Below are 24,453 nucleotides of genomic sequence, written 5' to 3'. Positions count from 1 at the left end.
ATGAGCGAGAAATACGGCTTCGAGACCCTGGCGGTGCATGCGGGTGCCGCCCCCGACAAGACGACCGGGGCGCGTTCGACGCCGATCTACCAGACCACCGCCTATGTGTTCGACGACGTCGACCACGCGGCTTCGCTCTTCAACCTGCAGACCTTCGGCTACATCTATTCGCGGCTGACCAATCCGACGACCGCGGTCTTGGAGGAGCGGATCGCCAGCCTCGAGGGGGGCCGCGGCGGCACCGCCACCGCATCGGGGCATTCGGCGCAGGTTCTCGCCTTCTATCCGCTGATGGAACCCGGCGACGAGTTCGTCTCCTCCCGGCGCCTCTACGGGGGCTCCGTCACCCAGTTCAGCCGCACCTTCCGCAAGTTCGGCTGGACCGTCCGGTTCGCGGAGAGCGAGGACCCGGCGAGCTTCAAGAAGGCGCTCACGCCAAAGTCGAAGGCGATCTTCTGCGAAAGCCTGGCGAACCCCGGCGGCGTCATCTCCGATCTGGAGGCCCTCGGCAAGATCGCCAAGGAAGCGGGCATTCCCCTGATCGTCGACAACACCATGGCGACACCCTATCTCTGCCGGCCATTCGAATGGGGTGCGGACCTCATCGTGCATTCCACCACCAAGTTCCTCTCCGGACATGGCAACGCCATGGGCGGCATGGTGGTCGATTCCGGCCGGTTCGACTGGGGGAAGGACGGCAAGTTCCCTTCGCTGACGACACCGGAGCCGGCCTATCACGGCCTCAACTTCTACGAGACCTTCGGCGACCTCGCCTACACGATCTACGGCCACGCCATGGCGCTCCGCGATCTCGGACCGACCATGGCGCCGATGAACGCCTTCCTCACCATCACCGGCATCGAAACGCTGGCCTTGCGCATGGAACGGCACATCGCCAATGCGCAGAAGATCGCGGCCTTCCTCGAGGGACACCAGCAGGTGGCCTGGGTCTCCTATGCCGGGCTCGCATCCAGCCCCTATCAGCAGCTGGCCAAGAAATATCTGCCCAAAGGAGCCGGCTCGGTCTTCACCTTCGGGGTCAAGGGCGGCTATGAGGCGGGCATCAAGGTGGTCGAATCCGTCGAGCTGTTCTCGCATCTCGCCAATATCGGCGACACGCGCTCGCTCATCATCCATCCCGCCTCCACCACCCACCGGCAGCTCTCGGACGAGCAGAAGCAGGCGGCAGGCGCCGGTCCCGACGTCATTCGCCTGTCGATCGGCCTCGAGACCGCCGACGATCTTATCCGCGACCTCGACCATGCCTTGGCCAGCACGGTGCGCAAGGCGGCGTGAGCGGCCGCGCCGTCGGTAACCAGACGAGCCGGGAGCGATGGGGCGACCGAACTTCCTCTTGATCATGACCGACCAGCAGCGGGCGGATCATCTCGGCTGCTATGGCAATCCAATGGTCAAGACGCCGCATATCGATGCTCTGGCGCGCCGCGGCCTCACCTTCGACCGCTTCTACGTCGCCACTCCCATCTGCATGCCCAATCGCGCCAGCTTGATGACCGGACGGATGCCGTCATCCCACGGCGTTCGTCACAACGGCATCCCGCTCTCCTTGCGCGCCACGACCTTTGCCGAGCTCTTGCGCGCGGATGGGTATCGCACGGCGATGGTCGGCAAGTCGCATCTGCAGAACATGTGGGAGAGACCGCCCCTGGTGCCCGATGCGCGCGACAGCGCCTTGAAGAGGCCGCCGCCGCGCCTCGATGAGGCGAGCGCGCCGGAGCCCGGCCGCTACGACCAGGAATTCGCCCAGCGCTGGCGCAAGGACCCGCGTCGGCACATGGATCTGCCTTATTACGGCTTCGAGGCGGTCGATCTGGCGATCGAGCATGGCGATCAGGTCGATGGGCACTACACCCAATGGCTCGCCGAGCGCCACCCCCATCCCGAGGAATTGCGCGGAGCCGAAAACGCCTTGCCCGCGCCCGACATCGTCGTGCCGCAGGCTTGGCGCACACGCATTCCCGAGGCGCTCTATCCGACGAGCTATGTCGCCCTGAAGACGATCGAGCGCCTGGAGGAATTCGCCCGTACGCCCGACCGCCCGTTCCTCCTCAAATGCTCGTTTCCCGATCCGCACCATCCATTCACCCCACCCGGGCGCTACTGGGACATGTACCGGGCCGCCGACGTGGCGCTGCCGCCGAGCTGGCATTTCGATCGAGGGCAGGCACCGCCGCATCTGGCATGGCTCCTGGACGAGCGCGATGCCGGCACTCGATTGGCCACCACGCCGGCCTTGTTTGCCTGCAGCGAACGCGAAGCGCGCGAGGCGATCGCGTTGACCTACGGCATGATCACCATGATCGACGATGCGATCGGCCGCATTCTCGCGCGCCTGACCGCGCTTGGGCTCGCAGCGGACACGGTGGTGATATTCACCTCCGATCACGGCGACTTCATGGGCGATCATCAACTCCTGCTCAAGGGGCCGCTCCACTATCAGTCGATCATCCGCGTGCCGTTCATCTGGGCAGAGCCGGCCGAGCCAGGAGGGACCAGGCGCCGGGGTGCTATGGCGGGTACCATCGATATCGCGCCCACGATCCTGGAGCGGACCGGGCTCGCGCCATTCAACGGTATGCACGGCGCTTCGCTCACTCGCGTGATCCGCGGCGAAGACGAGCGCTTCCGGGACGCGATGGTCATCGAGGAGGAAGGCCAGCGGGTCTATATGGGCTTTCCCAAACGCGTGCGCGCGCGGACCTTGCTGACGGAGCGCTATCGCCTCACCGTCTATGACGGAGTCGCATGGGGAGAGCTCTATGATCTGGTTGCGGATCCCCATGAGCTCAGCAATCTGTGGGGCGAGCCGTCGGCGCAGGCTCCCTTGAGAACCATGCAGGATCGGCTCATTCGCGAACTGATCCAGATCGCCGAGACCAGCCCCCGTCCCTCGGCACTGGCTTGAAGCGTGCCGGGAGCGCCTGGCGCGAAGGATCCGCCTTGCCTCCCATGACCGACGGGACCACTCTTCCCGGGAAAATATAAGGGAGGCGGTCATGCGTGGAACGAAGGATCGGGGCAATCGATCTCCGAGTTTGGCGGTGCTGAGCTTGGCGTTGTCGCTGGCAGCGGCACCGGCGGCTTTTGCGGACTCGGTCATCCGCTACGTGCCCGATGCGGATCTCCGGGTGCTGGATCCGATCTTCACCACCGCCGGCACCACGCTCAACCACGGCTACATGATCTACGACTTCCTGTTGGCGCCCGATGCCAAGATGGATCCGCGCCCGCAGATGCTGGAGAGCTATGAGGCAAGCCCGGATGGGCTCGTCTACCGCTTCAAGCTCCGGCCCGGCATGAAGTGGCATGACGGAACGCCGGTCGAAGCCAAGGACGCCGTTGCCTCGCTGAAGCGGTGGGGCATCAAGGTGCCAGCGGGACAAGACCCGTTCCAGCATGTGAGCGACGTCGTCGCCACCGGACCACTCGCATTCGAGATCCGCATGAAGGATCGCTTCGCGCCCCTGATCGCCTCCGTCACCGAACCGATCAATCCGCCCTTCATCATGCGCGAGAAGGATGCGCTGACCGACCCCAACACGGCCTTTACCGAGGCGGTGGGCTCCGGGCCGTTCGCCTTCGTCAAGGAGGAGTGGGTTCCGGGCAGCAAGGTCGTCTACCGCAAGAACGCCGCCTACGTACCCCGCTCGGAGCCGGCCGAGCATCTCGCCGGCGGCAAGGTGGTCAAGGTCGACCGGGTCGAGTGGCGCATCCTGCCCGATGCCAATACCGCCGCCCAGGCGCTGGGCTCGGGCGAGGTGGATTACCTCGAGAATCCCAACATCGACCTCTTGGCGACTTTGCGCGGCAATCCGAACGTGGTCATCCAGGTGGTCAATCCCCTGGGCTACCAGATGATCATGCGGCCCAATCACCTGATCCAGCCCTTCAACAATCCGAAAGTGCGCCAGGCGCTGCTGTATGCCGTGGATCAGGATGCCTATCTGACGGCGGCCGTGGGCGATGCCAGCCTGCGCAAGCCTTGCTGGGCGATCTTCATTTGCGGCTCGCCCTTGGAGACCAAGATCGGGCTCGGCGACTGGACCGCCGCCGGCGCCAAGCGCGACAAGGCCCGCCAGCTCTTGAAGGAGGCCGGCTACGCCAACGAGCCGGTGGTGGTGATGGTCCCGACCGACCAAACCGTGATCGGCGCCATCTCGCAGATGACCGTGCAGACGCTGAAGGAGGTGGGCTTCAATGTCGAGGCCCAGAGCATGGACTGGAGCACGCTCATCTCGCGGCGCCCGATCAAGGACTCGCCGGCGACGAACCGCGGTGGCTGGAACATCTTCCACACCACGGGCTTTGCCATGTCGCTCTCCAACCCAGTCGGCAACTCCTTCGTGGCGACGCCCTGCGACGGCAAGAACTGGTTCGGCTGGCCCTGCGACGACGAGCTCGACCGCATCCGCCGCTCCTTCGTCGATGCCGAGACCAATGAGGCGCGCCGCGCCATCGCCGAGAGGTTCCAGGCCCGCTTCTATGAATCCGTGCCGCTGGTGCCTCTCGGCCAGTATGTGCAGCCCGTGGCCTATCGCAGCAACCTCTCGGGCGTGCTTCTCGGCAGCCGGATCGTGCTGTGGAACGTCGAGAAGCGCTGAGGCGGGATTGACGGAAATTGGTCCGGAGGCGGCTCGAGCCGCCCCCGGTGAGTCGTCGCCCGATCGGGAGCGATCCTATTCACTCCCGTCCAGAGACTGGTGGGACCGAGACGCCGGTTCTGGCGGCATCGACCGCGAACCTAGGATGGCTCGGCTTGGGTTAAGGTCCGGTGAACGAAGAGCGGCCGGGATCGGAGGGCCGCAGGGAAGCTGGGAAGCGAGCCTAAACCGGCATCCGCATCAGTTCCTGATAGGCGGCAACTAGCTTGTCGCGCACTGCCACGACGGTGCTGAGCGTGGTCTCGGCATTGCTGACCGCCTGCACCACGTCCAGGAGATCCGCCTTGCCGGCGATACCGGCGATACTAATCTTCTCCGCCTGCTTGCCGGTGCCGATCGCGGACTCGGCGGCCTCGCGCACGAAGGTGGCGAAATCCTTGCCTCCGGCCGTGTGGCCCAGGGCCGCACCGACGCCGCCGGTGGCCTTCATCGGGATCGCCGCACTCAGCGCCTTGACGTCGACTACCATGGGAGTCTCCCCGAGATCGCGCGAACCGCCACTCGCCTACAGTCTACTCTCAAGCGCGCAGCAGATCCACGGTGCGCTGCAGCATCGAGCGGCTGTTCTCGATCATGGTGACGTTCGCATCGTAGCTGCGCTGGGCTTCGCGCATGTCCATGATCTCGACCAGCGAGTTGACGTTCGGCATGCGCACATAGCCATCGGGATCGGCGCTGGGATGGGTGGGGTTGTACTCCATCTTGTAGTCGGAGCGGTCGAGGGCGACCTCGCCCACCCTGACGAGCCTGGCGCCCGACGCGCGATCGAGCTCGTTCTTGAAGTTCACCAGGCGCCGCCGGTAGGGATTGACGCCGTCCGCGCCGATCATGGTATCGGCATTGGCCAGGTTTTCCGAAACCACCCTGAGGCGCGTGCTCTGAGCCTTCATGCCCGAGGCCGCCACATTTATCGCATTGAGAAGTTCCATGGTCCGGCGCCTTCTACGAGTGGCCGATCGCGGTGCGCAGCATCGACAGGTGCTTTTGATAGAGATTGGCGGTCAGTCCGTACTGGGCTTGGGTGTCCGCCACCTTCATCATCTGCTGCTCTAGGGAAACCGAATTGCCGTCCGGCGAAGTCTCGAAGATTTCGGAGCCGCGGTCGCGCTTCTCGCTGACGCTGCCGGACTGCGCGGCGCGGGTCATATGCGCCGTATTGGTGACCGCCGGCTGTAGGCGGGTCATCTCGGAGCGCATGATGTTGCGGAAATCCATCGGCTTCAGGTCCCGGGGCACAAAGCCAGGCGTGTTGGCATTGGCGACGTTCTCGGAGAGCACACGCTGGCGTTCGCTCAGATACCCCATCCGCTTGTTGGCCAGCTGAAACAACGTAATCTTATTCAGATCCACGATACCCTTCCCGACCAACCCGGCAAAGTTTGCCTAAAAAGCATTTTAAATTTACCGGGATTGCGATCTACAGTAAAGCCGTATCCCAAGACCCCTGGAGGACCATCCCCCGCGCCCTCCCATGAAGCAAAGGTCGTGCCAAGCCAGCCGGCAGGGCAACGGCGCCCATGACCAATCACAAGAGTTTGCGGTATAGTGCTTCAAGAACCCCAGCATCCGGATCTTTTGCGTGTCTGATCCCGAGCCCCCGCCACCCAAGCGCCAGCCGCGTCAGCTCGCCATAGCGCTCGGTTACGACTGGGGATCGGAGACGGCCCCCAAGGTGGTCGCCCGCGGCTACGGCAAGGTTGCCGAGCAGATCCTCGAGATCGCCTTTGCCCACAATGTGAAGGTCCGGGAGGATCCTGACCTTGCCCAGATCCTGGCCGCGGTCGAGATCGATTGCGAGATCCCGATCGAAGCCTTCACCGCGGTCGCCGAGATCCTGTCCTACGTCTACCAGGCCAATAGCCGGCTGCGCCCCGCCGAGCCCGCCCCGGAAGATCGGCTGGAATGACCGCCGCCGAGGTGGAACGCCAGCTGAGAGACGCCAAGGCCCGCATCGAGCAGGCCCGCGCCGCGCTCGCCAGCGGTCGCCCAGTCGACCTCGCCGACTTCGAAGCGACGGCCGAGGCGCTTTGCGGCGCGATCATGCGACTGCCCGCACCTGAGGCGAAGGCCCTCGCCCAAGAGCTGGCGGCGATGATCGAGGAGGTGGACCGTCTGAGCATCGAGCTCAAGGCGCGCAAGGCTGAGCTTGCCGGCTCGGCGCCCGACCCGCGCCGCGTCGCCCGGGCCTATGGCGCGGGCTCAGGCAGCTAGCGATGTCGGCGCTCGACTTTCTGCGCTTCTTCTCGGCCTTAGTGTTCGTGCTGAGCCTCATTGGCGCGCTCGCCTGGCTCGTCCGCCGCTTCGGCCTTGCCGGCCGCCTGGGGGCGCCGCGCTCGAGCGGACGGCTGGCGGTCGTCGAGGTCGCCGCTCTCGATGCGCGCCGGCGGCTCGTGCTCGTCCGCCGCGACTCGACCGAGCACCTGCTGCTGCTGGGTGGGACCAGCGAGATCGTGGTCGAGAGCGGCATCAGCCGGCCGAGCGAGGATTTCGGCGCAAGCTTGAGCCAAGCCGGCGGGCAGGCCATCGCCAGCCAGGGCAAGGAGCCATCCTCGTGAGCCGGCGCACCCGCATCCTCACCGCCCTCGGGCTCGGGCTCGGTCTCTTGGCCGCGCTCGCCGCCGGCGCCGCCTGGGCGCAAAGTCTCAATCTCGATCTGGGCGGTCCGGGAGGCTCCAGCACCGGCCGCATCATCCAAGTGTTGGCCGTGCTGACGGTGCTGAGCCTGGCACCCAGCATCATCATCATGGTCACCTCGTTCACCCGCATCGTCATCGTGCTGTCGTTCCTGCGCTTCGCTTTGGGCACGCAGCAATCCCCGCCCAACGTGGTGCTGGTGAGCCTGGCCTTGTTCCTCACCGGCTTCATCATGACGCCGACCTTCACCGAGGCCTACAACAACGGCATCGCGCCCTTGATCGACGAGCAGATCACCGAGGTGCAGGCCTTCGAGGCGACGGTGAAGCCGTTCCACAGCTTCATGATGACCCATGTGCGCGAACAGGACCTGAGCCTGTTCCAGCAGATGGCGAAGGCCGGGCCCGACCAGGTCGGCGTGAACACGCCGCTGCAGTCCCTGGTCCCCGCCTTCATGATCAGCGAGCTCCGGCGCGCCTTCGAGATCGGCTTTCTGATCTACCTGCCGTTCCTGATCATCGACATGGTGATCGCCTCGGTGCTGATGGCGATGGGCATGATGATGCTGCCGCCGGCGCTGATCTCGCTGCCGTTCAAGCTCATCTTCTTCGTTCTGATCGACGGCTGGTACCTGATCGCGGGCTCGCTTGTCCGCAGCTTCGGCACGGTCTAGTTGATGGCGCTCAGCTGCTCGTTCTTCAGCCGCTCGCGGTAGCTGCTGAGGAAGGACTGGTAGCGATCGAGCTCCTGGAAGCGGCGCGTGATCGTGGTGAAGTCGTTGAGCGCCCCTTCCGAGGGATTGGTGATCAGCCCGAAGGCCTCGCGCAAGGGTCCCCGCTCCATGGCGCTGGCGAAGCGCTGGCGCACCGTCGCCAGCGTCGCTTGGTCGTTCGCCATCGAGAGCGCGATCGCCCAGTTCAGCACCAGATTGCCCATGGGCCCGTCCAAGCGCGCGGTACTCGGATCGACCGACCCCACCAGCCTGGCGTAGACCTGCGCCGCTTCCTTCCACTTCTGCGAGCGGAAGGTGATGTCGGCGCGGAGCAAATCCGCCTCGCGGCTGTCATCGGCGGCGAGCAAGCGCAGCGCCTCGTCCGGCCGCTCGAGCTCGAGCAGCGCGCGCGCCTTCAGCTGCGCGCGCTCGCGCGCCAGCTCCGCCGGCACGCCGTCGGCGCCGCTGTCATCGATCGCCTTCAGCGCCGCGTCGGGCTTGCGGTCCAAGAGCCGGATCACCGCCAGCTGCGCGCCGACCCGGGCCTTGTCGACGCCTTGCAGCCGGACACGAACCTGGCGGTCCAGCAATCCGCCGGCCCGATCGAGGAGCTCGACCGAAACCAGACGGTCGGCGAGCTTGCGGATCATCTCGTTGCCATCGTTGCCCGGCGGCGTCAGCTCGCGGAAGTCGTCATAAAGCGCCAGCGCCACCAGCGGCGGCAAGGCGGTGGCGGCGCCGTCCAGGAACAGCTTCTTGAAAGCCCCGGTCATGGTCTCGGTGATTTGCCTCGTCGTCGGCCCCTCGGGGAAGCTGGAGGCGGCCTGCTTGAGCACGGTCAGCCCATTGCGATAGTCGCCTTCCTCGAGATAGAGCGTTCCCAGCCGGCGGAGGAGCTCGAGCTCGACATTGTCGCCGCGCCAGCCGAAGCGCAGACTGTCGAGCTTCTGGATCGCGTCCGCTCGCGTGACCTTGCCGCGGGCGAGACCTTCATCGATGAGCGTCATGGCCGAACGCACGCGCGCCCAGCGATCCGGCCCCTCGGCCAGGCGCGTCCAGGTCTCGAGCGCGGTCTCATAATCGCCCGCAGCAGAGACCACACGGGCCCGGAAATAGTCGACCCGCGCCTGCTCGCCCGGACCGGGACCGGCGTCATTGACCGCGTCCAGAAAGGCGCCGGCCGCCCTGAGATCCTTGTTGCGGATCGCCGAGTCGGCGCCGAGCAGCGCAATCTCGGTCACGAAATTGCGGGGATAGCCCGGCGGGATGGTGCCGGCGCGGGTGAATTGCTGGGTGGCGGTTTCCCAGTCGCTCAGGGCGGCGCTGGTTGCCGCGCGCCAAAGCTCGATCTCGCTGCGGCCGTTCAACGCCGGATCCGAGAGATCCTTCATCGCGTCCACATGGCGCCCGAGAGCGAACTTGCACGCGCCGTAGAGCGCCTTCACGCTCGGGCGGGCGGAGAGGTCTGGATCCTCCACCTCGATGGTCCGTAACAAGCCGATCGCTTCGGCGGCAAGTCCGTTGCCAAAATAGAACTGAGCCAGTTCGAGGCGCGGCTGGCCGCGGGTGATGCGGGTCGCTTCGGCGATGCGGTTCTGCAGAGCCTGCTTGCGCGGCAGGAAGTCGGTGGGGCCGCCGCGCCGCCAGCCGATCATGTCGAAGACGCGGCCCGCAGGCAATGGAGCGGTGCCGGGAGCCCCTTCCTCGCCTGCACCTGCGAGCGACTCCGGCGGGGTCATGTACAAGCCTTCGGCATCGCTGATCGTCACGCCATCGGGCAAGGATTTGACCGCGATTCGATCAGAGCGGGGCACCACCGCCAGGCCTTGGGCGGTGGCGAGAAGCGCGAACTGTGGGTAGGCCCGATCCCCGTCCATGCCCCGACCGAGCTGGGCGATCGGCACGACGACGATGTCGTCGCCGACCTCCGGATCCTTGATGGAGATCGCGTCGGAGGGCTCTTGCGCGGGAATGAAGACGCGGGCGGTCTGCGGGCCAGTCGCCTGGATTTGCGCCGTCAGCGCCAGATCCGGACGGATCTCGCCGGCGCGCAGCTCCAGAACCCAGGCATTGCCGTCGCGGACTATGCGCGGATTGACCCCCGGCAGGATCGACATGCGGATTGCCGTGCCGCTGGCGCTCGGCACCTGCTCCAAGCCGGCGATCAGCTGCTGGGGAACATCGGCAATCGGCTTGATGTCGGCCTTTGCCGCTTGATCGAATACCGCCCAGAGAAAGCCCGCGCGCCGAAAGACCGCACCGGAGACCTGCGCCGGCCAATCGATGCGGACCGCCATGCCATCGCTACGCGCTTCGGCGCGAACCGGCAATGGCGTGTCGGCCGAGGTCGCCGCGGTGACGGCGACGGTCGGCGCCGCCACTGGCGCCTCGCCGCCTGCGGGCGGCCGCGGCGGTACGGCAGGAGCCCCGCCCTCCCCGGCCTTGGGCGGCGGCGAGCGTGCGGCATGCGCAGGCGCGGGAGGCGCCAGAGTCGGAGCCGAAGCGGTCGCTTGACCAGGCCGCGCCGGCTCCGGCGAGCGTGGCTGAGCCGTGGCGGCTCGGGTGGCCGGAGCGGGAGGCGGCTGAGCCAGGGCGTGCGCTGCGTCCGCCGGTTTCGGCGGCGTTGCCGCCGCCGCCCCGGCTTGGGCCTGGGCCGGCCCTGGCTTGGCAGGGGTGGCTGGCTGCACCGGCCCAGGCGTTGGGCCGTGGGACGCTGCGCCCGCCGGTGCCGCCGGCGTCGGTTGTGTCGTTTGGCCGGCATTGGCCTGCGCCTGCGGCGCGCGCGCCGCTGCCGCGGGCGCGGCGGCGGCCGTCGCCTTGTCGAGGAGGTCGACGGTGATGCGCCGATCGCTCGCATCGGTCCGCATGCTCGAAGGTTGCGCCAGCTCGATGACGACGGTGCGCCCGTCGCCCGCGATCCGGGCGCTGCGCACGTAACGCTGGGTCGCGGCCAAGGCCGCCTCGAATGAGGCCTCCACGGGCCGGGTGAACCGCAAGATTAGCCGATCGTCAATGATCTCGCCGGTGTAGCGCACGGGGGAAGGCCATTCGAAGGAAAGATGCGCGCCAGTGGCATCGAGGGAGCCGGTGACCTTGACCGGATCGGCCCGCGCCGGTCCGGCTAAGGCGAGCACAAGGGCAATCGCCAGGCAGGAGCGCCGGGTCATGATCGGGCGCCCGCCGCGGGATAGATGACGACATCGACCCGGCGAGCGAGTTGGCGACGCAGCACGGCGGGAATGTCGCCGCTGATCTCCGCAAAGCGCGTGTCGGCGAGTCCTTGCGCGACGAGCGCACGCTGATAGCCGGAACGGCGGAGCACGTCGCGGACGGCGACCGCGCGGGCAATCGACAACTCCCAATTGTCGCCGTAAGGCCCACCGGCGATCGGCGCCGGGTCGGTATGTCCCTGGACATCGATACGATTGTCGAGCCGGGCGAGCAGCGCGCACAGCTCGAAGAGCGCGCGCTCCGCGGTCGGCGTCAGCGTCGCCTGATTGGAAGCGAAGACCACGTCGCTCGGTAGCGTCAGCACTAAACGGTCGGCAAGACGCTGCAGGACCACGCGGGACAAGCTCGGCTCCCGCGCCACCTGTGCCTGCAGCAGGCTCGCGAGGTAGTCGAGATTGAGCGCCTGCGTGCGTTCGGCGGTGGGCGCGATCACGCCCGGGCTCGGCGCCGACTCCAGCCTGAGACCGGCGGTGCCGAGGCTATGGGTCAGCGTCGCCGTCAGCTGGCGAAAGCGTTCGACGTCGGGGGTCGCCATCGAAAACAGCAAGATGAAAAACGACAGCACCAAGGACAGCGTGTCGATGAAGCTCACCATCCAAATCGGGCGACTCTTTGGCGGCGCCAGCAGGGCCTCGAGCCCCCGATCTCGCCTGGCGATCATGACAGGCCCTTGAAGTCGAGCCGCGGCGCGTCGGCAGGACGCGCGTAGAACAATAGCCGCGCCCGGTCGCCCGCCTTCGGGTCGAGCCCGACGGCAATCGCCGGCTGCGGCGCGCCCAGCGCCACCAAGCGACGGGCAAGGGTGGAGGCGCGGCCGAGCATCAGCCGACTGGCGGGCTCGGTGCCGGCCCCCGGGTCCGGCAGCAGCCACTCGAGACTGAGGGTTCCGGCTTCGCTCTTGGCCGCAAGAATGGGTACGAGCTGTTGCAGCAGGCCGTCGGCGGCACCGGTGATTTCGGCGGAGCCGGGCTGGAAGAGCACCTCCAGCGGGACCGAAGCCTCGATCTGATTGCCCCGTTGCGGGCGCTCGAGGCTGGCGGTCGGCAGCGCCGCCGCTAAGAGACGGCCGACCTGCTCGGCGTAGGAGCGCTGCGCCTCGACGAACAGGCTGGTCGTGTGGTCTTCCGGCACCCCGAAGCCAAGCTTGGAGGGGAAGGCCGCTCGCACGCTCGCCATCGCCTGCTCGGCCTTGCTGCCGTTGAACGACGACACCGCCGTCAACAGGATGAAAAAGGCAATGAGCACCAAATACAGGCTGAGAAACGCCCGTACCGGCAAATACGCATCGGCTGCGGCATGGTCGTCATGCGCGTCAATCTGCGGCCGGATCGGACCTGGGCGCTGGATCATTGCGAGGAGCTCGTCAAACCAGCCGGGAACCGCCTTCGGTCCTCGCAGCCTCCTTGCATTATCAGGCATTTGCGGCACATTTCATAGAGCCGCATGCGAGAATCGGGCCAAAGACCCCCAGAATCACTCGTGAGAGACGCGTTTCCGCCGGTGGCGCGCGCGAAGCGGCGGCGCGCTACTGATTGAGCGACGGCATCTCGCGACGCCGAGCAATGAGCGTGGTGATCTCTTTGGCGCGCTCGGGCGCCATCTGGGCGATGATCGGCGAGGATTTTGCCTCGCGCATGCGCTCGATGATGCCAAGCAGGACCTTGATGTCGAGGGTATCGAAGACCCGCGCGGCCTCCTTCGGCTTCATCGCCTCATAGATGGTGACCAGGCGCTTGATCTCGGCTTCCTGCTGAGTGTTGTACTTGCGGATCAGCTCCTCGATCTGCCCCTTGACCTCCTTGAGCTCGCCGATCTTGCCCTCCAACCGCTTCTCGGTCGCGGCCAGCAATACCTCGCGGGCCTTCACCTCCTGCTCGCGCTGGTCGATCTCCTTGCGCCGGGCGGAGAGGTTCTGCAGCAGCTCGATCTCCGACTGGCTGAACAGGATCGGATCGAGCGGCTTGTCGCTGCCGACGGCGGCCGTCTTCTGGCCCGGCGCCATGGCGGGAGCGCCCGGCTGAGCCGCCGTGGCCGGTGCTGCCGGTCTTGCCTGGCCCACTGCCCCCGCCGGTGCGGCCGGCTGCGCCTGGGCGGCGGCACCCGCCTGCCCCGGCGCCACCTGGCCGATGGGTTGCGGCTGCGCGGTCTGTTGCGCTTGGACCGGCTGGGTCGGCTGCGCCGGGGGCGCGGTTTGGGCCCGGCTCTCGCTCACCGCCACCGTCGTATTGACGCTGGCGAGGCCGCGCCAAACATCGCTCACCTTGACCGAAAGCAACAGCGCCGCGAAGAAAATGGTGACGGGCAGAATGCGAATCTGGCTGGTCATTGAGGGCCTATCATCTTAGCTCGCGGAGCGCCTTGAGGAGTTCCCGCTCGGCCTTGGAGCGCCCGCCGGCAGCCTCCTCCTCGACCGCGGGAGCAGCCGATTGTGCCGGGGCCGGGGCCGGGGCGATATTGGCCGCCGTGGCGGCCGCCTTGGCCGAGGACGGGATGCCGGTCGAGGGCCGCGGCGTTTGCGCTCCCTGGCCAGCGGGAGCAGCGGCTGGACGGGACGCCGGCTCGGCGGCGCGGGGATCGGCGGCTTTCGGCCTCGGCGCCTCGGCGCGGAGCGGCGGCGCCGACGGGCTCACCCCGATCCGCCCGGCAAGATCGTCGGCCCGTCCGATCATGAAGCTGAGCTCGTCGCGCAACGCCTGGGCGCGGTCGACCGGCCCCTGCAAGGCCTTGGCGCTCTGTTCGGCGATGGCGCGCAGGGTTTGGATCGAGACCTCGGCGCGCTTGGTCGCCTCGGTGAACTGGTTGATGGTGGTTTGCAGCTCGTCGCGATGCGCCCGCAAGCCGCCCAAGCGCCGGTTGAGCAGCCAGGCGTACACGATCGTCGCCACCAGCAGCACCGCGACCAGACCATCAAGGATGAGCGCGATCGGCATGACCCCCAAGGCTCCCAGCGTTCAGCCGGCGACCGGCGGCCGGCGCACGCGCTTGTCGATCTTGACTGCGATCGAGCCGCCCTTGCGGCCCATGGTGCCCTTGAACAGAGGCACATCGCCGCAGCGCATCTCAATGGTCGAGCGCGGCGTCGAGTTGAGCACGATGCGGCTGCCGACCTTCCAGTTGATGACATCGTTCAACGACACCACCAGCTCGTCCAGCACCGCGGTCAGGTCAACATCGGTGTGCCAGAGCTCGCCTGCAAGGTGGCCTTCCCAAATTGAGTCGCGGCCGAACTTCTCGCCCATGAACATCTGCAGCAAGAGCTCGCGCACCGGCTCGAGGGTGGCGTAGGGCAGCATCAGCTCCAGCCGCCCGCCGCGATCCTCCATGTCGATCCTGAGGCGGGCCAGAATGGCGGCGTTGGCCGGCCTAGCGATGGTGGCAAAGCGCGGATTGGTCTCCAGGCGATCGAAGCGGAAGGTGACCGGGCTCAAGGGATCGAAGGCGGCCGAAAGATCGCTCAAGACCACCGAGACCATGCGCTCGACCAGGTTGCGCTCGATGGTGGTGTAGGGCCGGCCTTCGATGCGCATCGCCGCGGTGCCGCGGCGGCCGCCCAAGAGCACGTCGACGACCGAATAGATGAGCGCCGAGTCGACGACCAGGAGGCCGTAATTATCCCATTCCTCCGCCTTGAACACCGAGGGCATGGCCGGCAACGGGATCGAGTTCAGATAGTCGCCGAAGCGGATCGAGGTGATGTTGTCGAGGCTGACCTCGACGTTGTCCGAGGTAAAGTTGCGCAGCGAGGTCGACATCATGCGCACCAGGCGGTCGAACACCACCTCCAGCATGGGCAGGCGCTCGTAGGAGACGAGCGAGGAATTGACGATCGCCTGGATGCCGGAATTGTCGGTGGCGCGGTCGGTCTCGGCATCGAAGCCCAACAGGCTGTCGATCTCGTCCTGGTTCAGCACCCGCGCCTGGGAGTCGCCGCCGCCACCGCCGCCAGCTGCCGCGCCAGCGCCCATTTCGGCTTCCCACTGGGCGGCGAGATCGTCCCCGCCTTTGTCCTTGTCCGCCATGGCTCGCTGTTCCTATTGCACCAGCATCTCTTTGAACAAGACATCGCGGACCCGAACCGGTCTCGCGGCGAGGTTGACCCGGCGCAACAGCTCTTCGCGCAAGCGGTACAGCCCGGCCGAACCCTGCAGATCGTCGATTCTGAGCTCGCGCAGGTAGACTTGGAAGTTGTCGATGATGCGCGGCATGTTCTGGGTGATGACTTCGATGTCGCCGGACTGCTCCAGCTCCAGGCTGACGCTGATCTTGAGGAAGTTGGTCCGCCGGTTGGTGGCGTTGAGATTCACCACGATGTCGGGCAGATCGAAGAACACCGTCTGCTTTGCCGCCGGCTTCGGCGCCGCTTCCTCGTGGGTCGCCTCATGCTCGGCCTTCTTCGCCCCGCCGCCGAGAATGCCGGAGAAGAACACCCCGGCCGCCCCGCCGATCAGCAAAAGCAGAGGCAATACAATGAAAAGAATAAGTTTTTTACCGGCAAACCGCTTCGTTTCCGGTGCGCCTGCTGCGCCTTCGCCTAGGTCTTCAGTTGCCTCGGCCGCCATGCGTTGCTCCGGGATGAGGCGGACCTAGGAGCGGCCCACGCGAAGCCTCGCTGGGGCAGCATCCATGGTTCCGCAACTGTTCTCTAAGATAAATCTTTTCCCGCACATTTGAAAGGACTAGGCCGCCGAGGCGGTCGGACAGCCGGCGCTAGGCGCCAAATAGGGCGTGGGTGATGTCCTCCCAGCTCCGATGCACGGCATAGGCGCCGTGCTGGGAGGCGCCGTCGGCCATGAACAGGATTCGTTCGACTCCGGCTGGGAATTCCGGGTCGGCCAGCACTTCCGGCAGATCGTCGATGAAATGGCTGCAGGCGAGCATCGCAATGCGGGCGAGCTTCGCCTTGCGGGTGTTCTCAAAGAAGACGCGATCCGGCGCCAAGCCGAGACCGCTGCGGGCGAGCCAGGCCGCGGCCGCCATCCTCAGATCGACACCCTCCGGATCCTGCTCGGCATAGCGCGTCTTATGGCTGATCACCGCCACTGTCGTCCCGGCCCGCCGGGCATGCGCGAGAAAGCCCCCGATACCCGCCATGGGCCGCGCAAGGTCGATATCGGGCCCGTAGACCCGGGCCTGCAGGCGCTGCCAACCCTGCTCGCCGGCGGCGCTCGCGCGCACCAACGCGCGCAGGCTCACCCGGTCGCCGACGAAACCGTCCGGCAGGAGCCCCATGGCGATGCCGACGACGCGGAAGGCCTCGGCATAGTCGACGAGAGTATTGTCGAAGTCGATGCCGACAAGGCGGGGCTTCGGCGAAGCCGCCCTCCCCGCTTCGGGCTGCATCCGGCTCAAAGGAAGAAAACCGCGACACGAGGCCGGGCGCATAGCGGGCCCTGGAACCGGCCTGATAGTATCGGACGGGTCTCAAGTCGCTCGCCCCACAACGATTCCATCACGCTCCGCCCCATGCTCGCCGTCTACGAAGTCTATCAGGGCGCCCTCATCCACGCCAAAGCGGGGCGCTACGAGGCGGCCGCCGGACTGTTGCGCCTGGTGCTGGCGGTGTGGCCCGATCACGGTGAGACCTGGCTCCTCCACGGCATCCTTGCCGAGGCCGCCGGATGTTTCCTCGATGCCTATGACAGCTACGGCAAGGCGGGCGAACTCGATTCCGACCGGGCCCTGGTCTATCGCCACCATCTCGTCGACCGGGCGCGGGTGCGGGCGAGCGCGCTTGAAGCCGAGGGCAAGCTGGGCGAGGCCGCCCACATCCTGGGCGCGCTCAGCCGCATCGTCCCGGATTGCGCCGGCGCGATCCTTCATATGGCGCGGCGAAGGCTCGGCGATGGGGCAGCCGAGGCGCCGCGCGCCGAGCATTTCGGCGAGCTCCGCGCTTGGGTCATCCAGTCCGAGATGGAAGCGGCCCAGCGCCTGCAAGCCGATGACGCGGACGCCGCGAGCGCGTCCCTGCAGCGGCTCGTCGCCCTTGGCCTGGATCCGCCGGCGCTCGTCGACGGCCTCCGCCGGGCGGCAGCGCAGCTCATGGACCACGCCGTCGCCCTGAGCCTGGAGAAGAAGCGCTTCGAGCGTGCCTCCGCGCTCCGGCAATGGCAATTGAAGCGGGATCCCGGGCCAAGCGATCCTCGCCTCGCGCTGGACGGCGTGACCCAAGCCATGAACCAAGAAGCCGAGCGCTTGAGCGCCGGTGGCAACCGGCCGGCAGCGCTTGCGCTCCATCGCCGGGCCTTGGCGCTTGCGCCGGGTCACGCCTCTGCGCGCCAAGCCGTACGCCGTCTCATCGCAGCCGCCGCTGAGGAGACGCAGGCAGCGATCGCGCGCGCCGACGGCTTGGCCGGCGCCGGGCGCCTAGAGGAGGCCGTCGCGCTCTACCGGGCGGCGATTCAGGCGAGCCCGCATGCCGACGAGCCGCGCCAGCGCCTGTGGCGGGCCCGTCAGGCGGTTGCCGGCGCTGCCGTCGGCCGTCTCGTCGTTCCCGGCGTCGGCCCGGTCGCCTTTGAGGCGCGCGCGGACGTGACCCGCCTTTGTCCGCTCGGGACCACGGTCAAAGGAGACGTGCTGGTGAGCTTCTTTCGCCGCGCGCTCTTGCTCGACGACGAAGCGGACGACCTCTACGCCAGCAGCGTCATCTGGGAGTCCCGCGAGATCGCGCGCATCTTTCTGGAATTGGGCTATCGGGTCGATGTCATCGACATGGGCGGTGCCGCGCCGAAGGATGCGCCGGCCTACGGCGTGGTGTTTGCGGCCGATGGCGGGCTCACCCGCCTCCCCCCAGCGGCGCTGCGCATCCTGCATCGGACCGGCAGCGCGCCCGAGTTCCAGAACCGCCGCGAGGCGGAGCGGGCCCAGGCCTTCGAGCGGCGGCGGGGCAGTCCCTACCAGCCGAAGCGCGTGGCGGCCGATCCGGCCGAGGTGCTGGCCTCGATCGAGCTTGCCGACCATTGCATCCTCATCGGCAACGAGGTCACGCGGGCGACCTATGCCCCAGAGCACCGGCGGAAGGTGACGCCGATGCGGGTCTCGGCCTCGCGCCTCGGATCGGTCAAGGCGCCCGGCGACTACGTGCCGAAGGAGCGCGAGTTCCTGTGGTATTTCGGCCTGGGCGCGGTGCTCAAGGGGCTGGATCTGCTGCTCGACGTCGTCGCCCGGCAGGACGTTTGGCGGCTCAATGTCGTCGGCATGGTGGGCCACGAGCCGGACTTCGAGCGCGCTTACGACCAAGAGCTCCATCGACACCCCCGGATCCGCCTCCACGGCCATCTCATCGGCAACTCGCCCGATCTCGCCATCGTTTGCCGACGCTCGTTTTGCTTCGTCGCACCCAGCGCGTCCGAAGGCATGTCGAACGCGGTCGCCACCTGTCTTTCGCTCGGTCTCTACCCGATCATCAGCCGCGAGACCGGGGTCGACCTGCCCGAGGGCTGCGGCCTCTATCTCGAAACCTGCACCGAAGATGCGATCGGCGCCGCGATGGCGAGGGCCCATGCCATGCCCGAGGCGGAGCTCTCGAAACAGATCGCGCGGCTGCAGGCCCACGCGATCGAAGCTTACGGCCGGCCGGCCTATGCGCGGACGATGCGGGAGCATTTGCGAGGCTGGCTCGGCCAGCGCGGCTAGAGCAGGGTCCGCATGGGACCGCGGTCTGTCTCCCTAATCCCGTGCCTCACACCCGGGGAGGGTTGGGGAGGGGGTGGAACCACCCCCTCCCCAACCCTCCCCGGGTGCATGGGTGTCCCAGGGTGGGTGAGCCCGGGACTGGGACACCGGGACGTTCCTGCATCTCAGAAATAAAGCATTGTTAATAAACAATTATCTCCTTCTATGCGGCCGCCGACGACGATCCGGGGTCGAACCGTCGCAAGGACCCGTGTGAGCCGCCCGGCAATGCGACGACGGCGTCAGGGCGGGGAGTTTCGCGGATTTGCGAATCCCGGTACTACACACCCCGATGCCGATGATCACCGTCGACTTTGCGGGCCAGAAGCTGAGCATGCGCCTCGATGGGCTGATGACGCCCGCGCGCAACCGACGTCTGGCGGACAGCGAGTACGAGACGGCGTGCTGGCTCGCCGACCGCGTGGCCGAGCTCAAGGCGGCGGCGCCAGAGACGATCGAGCGCCTGGCACTCGATGCCGCCGTCGCCAATCCGGCAAACAATTGGGCGAGTCTTGCCGCGACCTGGCATCCGCTCTACGGCAAGAGCCGACGCGACATCGAGCATTTGCGTCTTTATTGCCAGCCCTTCACCGGATTCGACCCGATCCGGGGCGACATCCACGGCGTCAGCCCGGAGTCGCTGCCGGCCGACCTCGAAGGGCAGCTTCACGCCAAGAACCAGAACCTCACTATCCATTCCACCACGCTGATCTCCGATCGGCGTCGTCTGCCGGAATACGCTCGGGTGCGCCTGCCGCCGGTGTTCGGCGAGGTCGGACTGGTGATCGACGGCGTGCTCGCCGGCTATGATGCCTGGAGCCTGCAAACCCAGATGAACGGCCTCTTCGGTTCGGGCGCGCTGCGGTATTTGCGCGAGCGCGCTGCGGCCAAGGGGGCGGTGACCATCGCCGATATCGGCTCCGGCTTCGGCGGCTTTGGATACCAGCTCGGCCGCGCGCTGCCGGCGAAAGGGCTGCGCTTCGTCGCGGTCGACCTGCCGGATTCCCTGATCTTCGCTGCAATCTATCTCGCGGCGCTATGGGACGACCGACCGAACTACCTCGCCGTGCCGGGGGGGTATCTGTCGGTCAGCACGGGTGAGCTCGGCCCGCGCCTGCCCGAGGATTTTGGCGCCGTCTTCGTCGCCAACTTTCTGGCCGAACGCGTGCTGGACGAGCTTAAACCCGTCGACGCCATGCTCAACTTCCGCTCCATGCAGGAGATGTCCGATGCGCAGATCGCGCATTACGCCGAGCTCGCCCGCGCGGTCATCGGAGATGAGGGGCTCCTCTACGAACAGAACGGCACGTCGAGAACCACCGATCGGGACGTGAAGACGATCCTCGGCAATATCTTCCCTGAAGGCGGCCCGCTGCCTGAGACCGACCCGCCTCATCGCGGCATGGCGCCGGCCAGCCTGTGGTCGAATCGGCCCTTGCCGATCCGGCCGCAAGGGGCCTCGAGCTGAGCCGCCCGATCGCTCTGCCATGCCCGCCAGGGAAGGGCAAAAAGCATAGGCAGCACAGACCCTTACCCTTGACCACTGATCGCGCCGGACGGGCCGGGCCGATCCTCGCGACCCGGACGGCTCTGTTGGTCCGCGCCGCTCCGAATAAGCCCCGTTCAACAGCCATTTACCTAATTTGGTACACATCCTGCATGCCGGCACGGCATCAATGTGTGCCGAAAGCCGCCGCCATGCCGCAGGTTCCAGACCCTCAACCCACCCTCCAAAACGTCCCTTGGTCGGGTATGGCAATCCGCTATCACCTCCCGCTGAAGAGTGCTAGGATTGCACCGGTCGTCAAAAGGACGACACCGAGGGTGAGCCGTTCCGGTCTCGCCCGTGATGTGGACCTGGACAGAATGGACCGTGTCTACATGACCCAGACCCTAGCGGGGTCACCGCTGCGTTTCCCTCGCGTGCCCTCTCGGCAGCGTAGTGGAATTGCGCGTTTCCGATCTTCTTCGGTGAGTCTGATGCCGGCACGGTTCATCGGTCCGTATCGGGAGCGCGCGCCATGGTAGCAATCGCCTTCGTCGACCTGACCCATACGGAACAAGGCATCGCGGCCAACAACTTTCCGCTGGGGATCGCCTACATTGCGGCCGCCACCTCGAAGGCCTTGGGCAGCCAAGTCGAGTGTCAGATCTTCAAGTACCCCGACATTTTGTCCGACTATCTGGACAAGAGCACTCCGACGGTGGCCGCGTTCTCCTACTACATGTGGAACGCCGAGCTGCAGCTCGCTTACGCCTGCGCCATCAAGCGCCGCCACCCAGAGACGGTGACCGTGTTCGGCGGGCCCAATTTCCCGATCGACCCGAAGGAGCAGGAAGACTGGCTCCGCCTGCACCCCGAAGTCGACTTCTACGTCGACGGCGAGGGCGAAGAGGCTTTCATCGCGCTGTTGCAGGCTCTGATCGACGCCGACTTCGACGCCGAGCAGATCAAGGCCCAGCGCCGCGACCTCCCCAATCTGCGCTTTCTCGACACCGGACGTTTCGTGCGCCTGGAGATGAAGCCGCGCACCTTGGCGCTGGATGAGGTCCTGCCCTCGCCCTACCTCATGGGACTGATGGACCAGTTCTTCGACGGCAAGTTGACGCCGATGATGCAGACCTCGCGGGGCTGCCCTTATTCCTGCACCTTCTGCCACGATGGCATCGCCTATATGAGCAAGACCCGGCGCTTCAGCCAGGCCCGGGTCGATGCCGAGCTCGAATACGTCTTCGAGCGCGTCAACGTGCCGAACATCACCCTTGCCGATCTCAACTGGGGCATGTTCCCGGAGGACCTGGAAACCGCGGCCACGCTCGCGCGCATGAAGCAAGAAAAGCAATGGCCTCGCCTGGTCGGCACGGCCACGGCGAAGAACCAGAAGCAGCGCGTGCTGGAGATGGCGGCGAAGCTGGGCGACAGCGTCATCATCGGTGCATCGATCCAGTCGACCGACGCCGAGGTGCTGGCGAACATCAAGCGCACTAACATCGGCATCGACGCCATCGTCGCCATGGCGAAGCAGTCGAAATTGACCAACTCGACCAGCTTCACTGAGATCATCCTTGGCCTTCCCGGAGACACCAAGGAGAAGCACATCAAATCCGCCTGCGACATGATGGATGCCGGCATCCAGGACGTGAACAACTACCAGTTCGTCCTGCTGCCAGGGACCGAGGCGGCCGACCAGGCGACGCGCGCCAAGTTCCGCTACGAGCGGCGCTTCCGCGTGATGCCGCGCTGTTTCGGCGAGTACCGCATCTACGGCGAGGCCGTCCCGGTCTTCGAGGTGCAGGAAACTTGCGTTGGCAACAGCACGATGTCCTATGAGGACTACAAGGACTGCCGCTGGTGGGATCTGACGCTGTCCATCTTCAACAACGGCAGCACGCTGGATGAGCTCTACCGGCTCTGCGCGCTCCTCGGCGTGAAGCGATCCGATCTGCTCCTGCGCATGCACGTGACGGCCACGAAGCCCGGCAGCACGCTCTTCCAACTGTACGAGGATTTCCGCGCCGACGACATCCGCAACCTGTGGCCGGATCTGGAGAGCCTCACCAAGTTCCTCTTGAGCGCGGAAGGTCGCGAGGCTTATGCCTCGGGCGTCTATGGCGCGAACCAGATCTTCAAGTATCGGACCCTCGCCGTAGCAACCATGCTGGATGAGGTCTTGGAGATCGCTTCATCGGCGGTCGAGGACGCGCTCGGCCGCGTCATCGCCAAGGATCATCGAATCAGCCAATACATCGTTGAGCTCTGCCGAGTGATCTCGGCCTTGCGATCGGCGCCGCTGGAGGTCGATCGGGTCTTCACCATGGACCTGCACTTCGATTTCGTCGCCTTGTCGCACCAACACTTCTTGGTCGACCCTCGCGCCCTCTGGACGAAAGAGCCGCGGCCGGTCACCATCGCCCATGACGAGGTGCAACGCCGCACCATCAGGGAGTATTTCACCCAATACGGCGCCTCCTTCGACGGCCTCGCCCATCTCATTCACCGCACCACGGCGCAGGTGCTGCATCGGAAGTTCGTGCACGAGCATGCGCCGGCGAACCAAGCGCCGGTCTTGATGGCCTCCTGACCGCCCCGACCGATCGATGACCGCGTTTTGCCTCTTGCCCCGGCCTATCGATGGGCGAGAGCCTCGCCGGCAGGAGGTTGTCGCGGTGCATCTCAGGCAATTGATCGATCGTCCAATTGCCAGCGCGTCTCCCATGGCGCAGGGTGCGGCGCCGCGCCATTCGACGCTAGAAGATGCCGGTCATCGCGCTCGTGAAGCAAGCGACCTCGGCCTGGGCCGTGCGCAATTTCGCCGGGCGGCGCGCTGGGTCCTCGCGAACCTTGTGCTCCTCCTTGCGATCGCAGTGGCTGCGGCAGCGTTGCTCGATGCGCCGACTTGGAAGTCCTTGGATACCGCACTCCACTCCTCCGGCATCGCGGCGGCGGCGACAGCGACCATCATTGCCATGAGCTTGAACGTTGCTCGGTGGCTGGTTTTGTGGCGGACCGAGCTCGGCCGCGGGCCGATCGCGGTGCAAGCTCTGTTCTACGTATCGGGCTATGCGATGAGCGCCACGCCCGGTAGAGCCGGCGAGCTGATCCGACTGTGGTTCAATCGTCGCCATTTCGGCGTTTCATATCTCCGCTCGCTCCCGGTGTTTGTTCTCGATCGGGTGGCCGATACCACGTCGGTTGTCGTCTGCGGTGTCGTGGGGTTCGCCATCATCAATCAGAGCTTCGAGGTTCTGCTGCCATTCGGAATCTTCTCAACGATCGCGCTCTGCGTCCTGGGTTTCCCGCGCCCATGGTTAGCGCTGATACGAGGATTGAGGGTGCGGTTAAGCGGAAGATTTCGGATGGGTGCCGGCTTGCTCCGCGTGGCGGCGTTGACACTGGCCCGGACGGCACGGCTCTATCGTCGTCCGGCCTTCATGCCCGCCCTCCTGCTCGCGATCGCCTCCCGTGTTGTGCAGTGCATTGGATTGAGCCTCGTGCTGGCGAGCGCTGAACAAGACGTCTCGCTTGCTCTGGCATTGACGGCATATTCCGCAGGGTCGCTGGCAGGCGCCGCCTCTTTCCTCCCCGCCGGACTCGGCGCCGCTGAGCTTGCCATCATCGCAACTCTCGCCGCGTACGGACTACCGGCCGCACCGGTGGTCGCCAGCGTCATCGTCTTCCGGGTCGGTGGCTTCTGGCTGGCAACGCTGATTGGTCTCGCTGCGTTGTCAACGGCACTGGCCTTGGTAAGGTTGCGCAAAGACACGAGCATTTCGCCGTGTCTGCCGCTTCGGGAAATCAACGTCGCGTCTTGAGATTTCCGACAATCCGCACGGTCGTTTGCGCGCGGAGCCAAGGGCCTTCAGTCAAGCAATAGCCGCTGCGATGGCCCCGTTCCGAGCACCCCGCGAGTGCGGTCGTTGGTCGCCGCGCGATGCCTGCGGACAACGAGGAGGTCGAAATCTCCTCCGATCATCGTCGCCCCACGCGTCGCACCGTCGGATGGGGACCCATACTTCCGAGAG

General features: G+C 66.3%; 22 protein-coding genes. 11 read left to right on the top strand and 11 right to left on the bottom strand.

Annotated elements, in window-relative coordinates:
• From HY058_07980 to HY058_07970, 3 genes are all read left to right on the top strand, one after another.
• A complete protein-coding gene (locus HY058_07980) occupies window positions 1–1,296 on the top strand; it encodes an O-acetylhomoserine aminocarboxypropyltransferase (protein MBI3497228.1) in 1,296 nt (431 codons plus the stop codon).
• A gap of 37 nt (window positions 1,297–1,333) precedes the next feature.
• Window positions 1,334–2,926 carry a sulfatase-like hydrolase/transferase gene (locus HY058_07975; protein ID MBI3497227.1) on the top strand — a complete coding sequence of 531 codons (1,593 nt, stop codon included), beginning with the start codon at window positions 1,334–1,336 and terminating at the stop codon, window positions 2,924–2,926.
• 91 nt (window positions 2,927–3,017) lie between these two features.
• Entirely contained in the window at window positions 3,018–4,622 is a 1,605-nt protein-coding gene (locus HY058_07970) for an ABC transporter substrate-binding protein (protein MBI3497226.1), read from the top strand.
• 223 nt (window positions 4,623–4,845) lie between these two features.
• Here HY058_07970 and HY058_07965 read toward each other — a convergent pair whose 3' ends face one another.
• Genes HY058_07965 through flgB form a run of 3 tightly spaced genes read right to left on the bottom strand, consistent with a single transcriptional unit; the run spans window position 4,846 to window position 6,032 of the window.
• On the bottom strand, window positions 4,846–5,151 hold the full coding sequence (locus tag HY058_07965) for a flagellar hook-basal body complex protein FliE (protein MBI3497225.1): 306 nt from the start codon (window positions 5,149–5,151) through the stop codon (window positions 4,846–4,848).
• Window positions 5,152–5,200: 49 nt separating this feature from the next.
• The gene (flgC, locus tag HY058_07960; protein MBI3497224.1) at window positions 5,201–5,611 is read right to left on the bottom strand and encodes a flagellar basal body rod protein FlgC; all 411 of its coding nucleotides are present in this window, start codon (window positions 5,609–5,611) and stop codon (window positions 5,201–5,203) included.
• A 13-nt stretch (window positions 5,612–5,624) separates the two neighbouring features.
• On the bottom strand, window positions 5,625–6,032 hold the full coding sequence (gene flgB / locus HY058_07955; protein MBI3497223.1) for a flagellar basal body rod protein FlgB: 408 nt from the start codon (window positions 6,030–6,032) through the stop codon (window positions 5,625–5,627).
• Between the two features lie 229 nt (window positions 6,033–6,261).
• Between flgB and HY058_07950 the strand changes: the two genes are divergently transcribed.
• Genes HY058_07950 through fliP form a run of 4 tightly spaced genes read left to right on the top strand, consistent with a single transcriptional unit; the run spans window position 6,262 to window position 7,989 of the window.
• Window positions 6,262–6,588 (top strand): EscU/YscU/HrcU family type III secretion system export apparatus switch protein, encoded by a 327-nt coding sequence (locus HY058_07950; protein ID MBI3497222.1) that lies wholly within the window; start codon window positions 6,262–6,264, stop codon window positions 6,586–6,588.
• Window positions 6,585–6,893: a hypothetical protein gene (locus tag HY058_07945; GenBank protein ID MBI3497221.1), complete on the top strand. Its 309-nt coding sequence runs from the start codon at window positions 6,585–6,587 to the stop codon at window positions 6,891–6,893. Before HY058_07950 ends, HY058_07945 begins: the two co-directional genes overlap by 4 nt.
• A gap of 2 nt (window positions 6,894–6,895) precedes the next feature.
• Window positions 6,896–7,237, top strand: coding sequence for a flagellar biosynthetic protein FliO (locus tag HY058_07940; GenBank protein MBI3497220.1), 342 nt, complete (start codon window positions 6,896–6,898; stop codon window positions 7,235–7,237).
• Window positions 7,234–7,989 carry a flagellar type III secretion system pore protein FliP gene (gene fliP / locus HY058_07935; protein ID MBI3497219.1) on the top strand — a complete coding sequence of 252 codons (756 nt, stop codon included), beginning with the start codon at window positions 7,234–7,236 and terminating at the stop codon, window positions 7,987–7,989. The genes HY058_07940 and fliP overlap by 4 nt, the downstream gene beginning before the upstream one ends.
• Here the strand turns inward: fliP and HY058_07930 are convergent.
• The 8 genes from HY058_07930 to HY058_07895 all read right to left on the bottom strand — a co-directional run bounded on the left by HY058_07930 (window position 7,986) and on the right by HY058_07895 (window position 16,599).
• A complete protein-coding gene (locus HY058_07930) occupies window positions 7,986–11,195 on the bottom strand; it encodes a tetratricopeptide repeat protein (GenBank protein MBI3497218.1) in 3,210 nt (1,069 codons plus the stop codon). The two genes, fliP and HY058_07930, sit on opposite strands and share 4 nt — an antisense overlap.
• Window positions 11,192–11,920 (bottom strand): flagellar motor protein MotB, encoded by a 729-nt coding sequence (locus HY058_07925; protein ID MBI3497217.1) that lies wholly within the window; start codon window positions 11,918–11,920, stop codon window positions 11,192–11,194. The genes HY058_07930 and HY058_07925 overlap by 4 nt, the downstream gene beginning before the upstream one ends.
• Complete coding sequence (locus tag HY058_07920) at window positions 11,917–12,609, bottom strand: hypothetical protein (protein MBI3497216.1); 693 nt, start codon at window positions 12,607–12,609, stop codon at window positions 11,917–11,919. The genes HY058_07925 and HY058_07920 overlap by 4 nt, the downstream gene beginning before the upstream one ends.
• 175 nt (window positions 12,610–12,784) lie before the next feature.
• Entirely contained in the window at window positions 12,785–13,585 is an 801-nt protein-coding gene (locus tag HY058_07915) for a hypothetical protein (protein MBI3497215.1), read from the bottom strand.
• A 10-nt stretch (window positions 13,586–13,595) separates the two neighbouring features.
• Complete coding sequence (locus HY058_07910) at window positions 13,596–14,189, bottom strand: hypothetical protein (protein ID MBI3497214.1); 594 nt, start codon at window positions 14,187–14,189, stop codon at window positions 13,596–13,598.
• Window positions 14,190–14,210: 21 nt separating this feature from the next.
• Window positions 14,211–15,278, bottom strand: a complete 1,068-nt coding sequence (gene fliM / locus HY058_07905; GenBank protein MBI3497213.1) for a flagellar motor switch protein FliM — start codon at window positions 15,276–15,278, stop codon at window positions 14,211–14,213.
• A 12-nt stretch (window positions 15,279–15,290) separates the two neighbouring features.
• On the bottom strand, window positions 15,291–15,818 hold the full coding sequence (locus HY058_07900; protein ID MBI3497212.1) for a flagellar basal body-associated FliL family protein: 528 nt from the start codon (window positions 15,816–15,818) through the stop codon (window positions 15,291–15,293).
• Window positions 15,819–15,966: 148 nt separating this feature from the next.
• The gene (locus HY058_07895) at window positions 15,967–16,599 is read right to left on the bottom strand and encodes a hypothetical protein (protein MBI3497211.1); all 633 of its coding nucleotides are present in this window, start codon (window positions 16,597–16,599) and stop codon (window positions 15,967–15,969) included.
• A 123-nt stretch (window positions 16,600–16,722) separates the two neighbouring features.
• On the opposite strand from HY058_07895, the gene HY058_07890 reads away from it, so the two are divergent.
• The 4 genes from HY058_07890 (at window position 16,723) to HY058_07875 (ending at window position 24,243) form a co-directional block, all read left to right on the top strand.
• Entirely contained in the window at window positions 16,723–18,891 is a 2,169-nt protein-coding gene (locus tag HY058_07890) for a glycosyltransferase family 4 protein (protein MBI3497210.1), read from the top strand.
• Between the two features lie 337 nt (window positions 18,892–19,228).
• A complete protein-coding gene (locus HY058_07885) occupies window positions 19,229–20,398 on the top strand; it encodes a hypothetical protein (GenBank protein MBI3497209.1) in 1,170 nt (389 codons plus the stop codon).
• 553 nt (window positions 20,399–20,951) lie between these two features.
• Window positions 20,952–23,012, top strand: coding sequence for a cobalamin B12-binding domain-containing protein (locus HY058_07880; protein MBI3497208.1), 2,061 nt, complete (start codon window positions 20,952–20,954; stop codon window positions 23,010–23,012).
• Between the two features lie 85 nt (window positions 23,013–23,097).
• Window positions 23,098–24,243: a flippase-like domain-containing protein gene (locus HY058_07875; GenBank protein ID MBI3497207.1), complete on the top strand. Its 1,146-nt coding sequence runs from the start codon at window positions 23,098–23,100 to the stop codon at window positions 24,241–24,243.
• Window positions 24,244–24,453: the final 210 nt, after the last annotated feature.

The sequence above is a fragment of the Pseudomonadota bacterium genome, assembly GCA_016195085.1.
Taxonomy (GTDB): domain Bacteria; phylum Pseudomonadota; class Alphaproteobacteria; order SHVZ01; family SHVZ01; genus JACQAG01.
This window is presented reverse-complemented; position numbering and strand designations above follow the sequence as displayed.

Bases quoted from the DNA above. Each gene is read 5' to 3' on its own strand.
- fliM (MBI3497213.1), bottom strand. From the start codon at position 15,278: ATGGCGGACAAGGACAAAGGCGGGGACGATCTCGCCGCCCAGTGGGAA.
- HY058_07940 (MBI3497220.1), top strand. From the start codon at position 6,896: ATGTCGGCGCTCGACTTTCTGCGCTTCTTCTCGGCCTTAGTGTTCGTG.
- HY058_07910 (MBI3497214.1), bottom strand. From the start codon at position 14,189: ATGCCGATCGCGCTCATCCTTGATGGTCTGGTCGCGGTGCTGCTGGTG.
- flgC (MBI3497224.1), bottom strand. From the start codon at position 5,611: ATGGAACTTCTCAATGCGATAAATGTGGCGGCCTCGGGCATGAAGGCT.
- HY058_07965 (MBI3497225.1), bottom strand. From the start codon at position 5,151: ATGGTAGTCGACGTCAAGGCGCTGAGTGCGGCGATCCCGATGAAGGCC.
- HY058_07900 (MBI3497212.1), bottom strand. From the start codon at position 15,818: ATGGCGGCCGAGGCAACTGAAGACCTAGGCGAAGGCGCAGCAGGCGCA.
- HY058_07975 (MBI3497227.1), top strand. From the start codon at position 1,334: ATGGGGCGACCGAACTTCCTCTTGATCATGACCGACCAGCAGCGGGCG.
- HY058_07930 (MBI3497218.1), bottom strand. From the start codon at position 11,195: ATGACCCGGCGCTCCTGCCTGGCGATTGCCCTTGTGCTCGCCTTAGCC.
- HY058_07915 (MBI3497215.1), bottom strand. From the start codon at position 13,585: ATGACCAGCCAGATTCGCATTCTGCCCGTCACCATTTTCTTCGCGGCG.
- HY058_07880 (MBI3497208.1), top strand. From the start codon at position 20,952: ATGGTAGCAATCGCCTTCGTCGACCTGACCCATACGGAACAAGGCATC.
- HY058_07925 (MBI3497217.1), bottom strand. From the start codon at position 11,920: ATGATCGCCAGGCGAGATCGGGGGCTCGAGGCCCTGCTGGCGCCGCCA.
- HY058_07895 (MBI3497211.1), bottom strand. From the start codon at position 16,599: ATGCAGCCCGAAGCGGGGAGGGCGGCTTCGCCGAAGCCCCGCCTTGTC.
- HY058_07970 (MBI3497226.1), top strand. From the start codon at position 3,018: ATGCGTGGAACGAAGGATCGGGGCAATCGATCTCCGAGTTTGGCGGTG.
- HY058_07945 (MBI3497221.1), top strand. From the start codon at position 6,585: ATGACCGCCGCCGAGGTGGAACGCCAGCTGAGAGACGCCAAGGCCCGC.
- HY058_07885 (MBI3497209.1), top strand. From the start codon at position 19,229: ATGATCACCGTCGACTTTGCGGGCCAGAAGCTGAGCATGCGCCTCGAT.
- HY058_07980 (MBI3497228.1), top strand. From the start codon at position 1: ATGAGCGAGAAATACGGCTTCGAGACCCTGGCGGTGCATGCGGGTGCC.
- HY058_07920 (MBI3497216.1), bottom strand. From the start codon at position 12,609: ATGATCCAGCGCCCAGGTCCGATCCGGCCGCAGATTGACGCGCATGAC.
- HY058_07890 (MBI3497210.1), top strand. From the start codon at position 16,723: ATGCTCGCCGTCTACGAAGTCTATCAGGGCGCCCTCATCCACGCCAAA.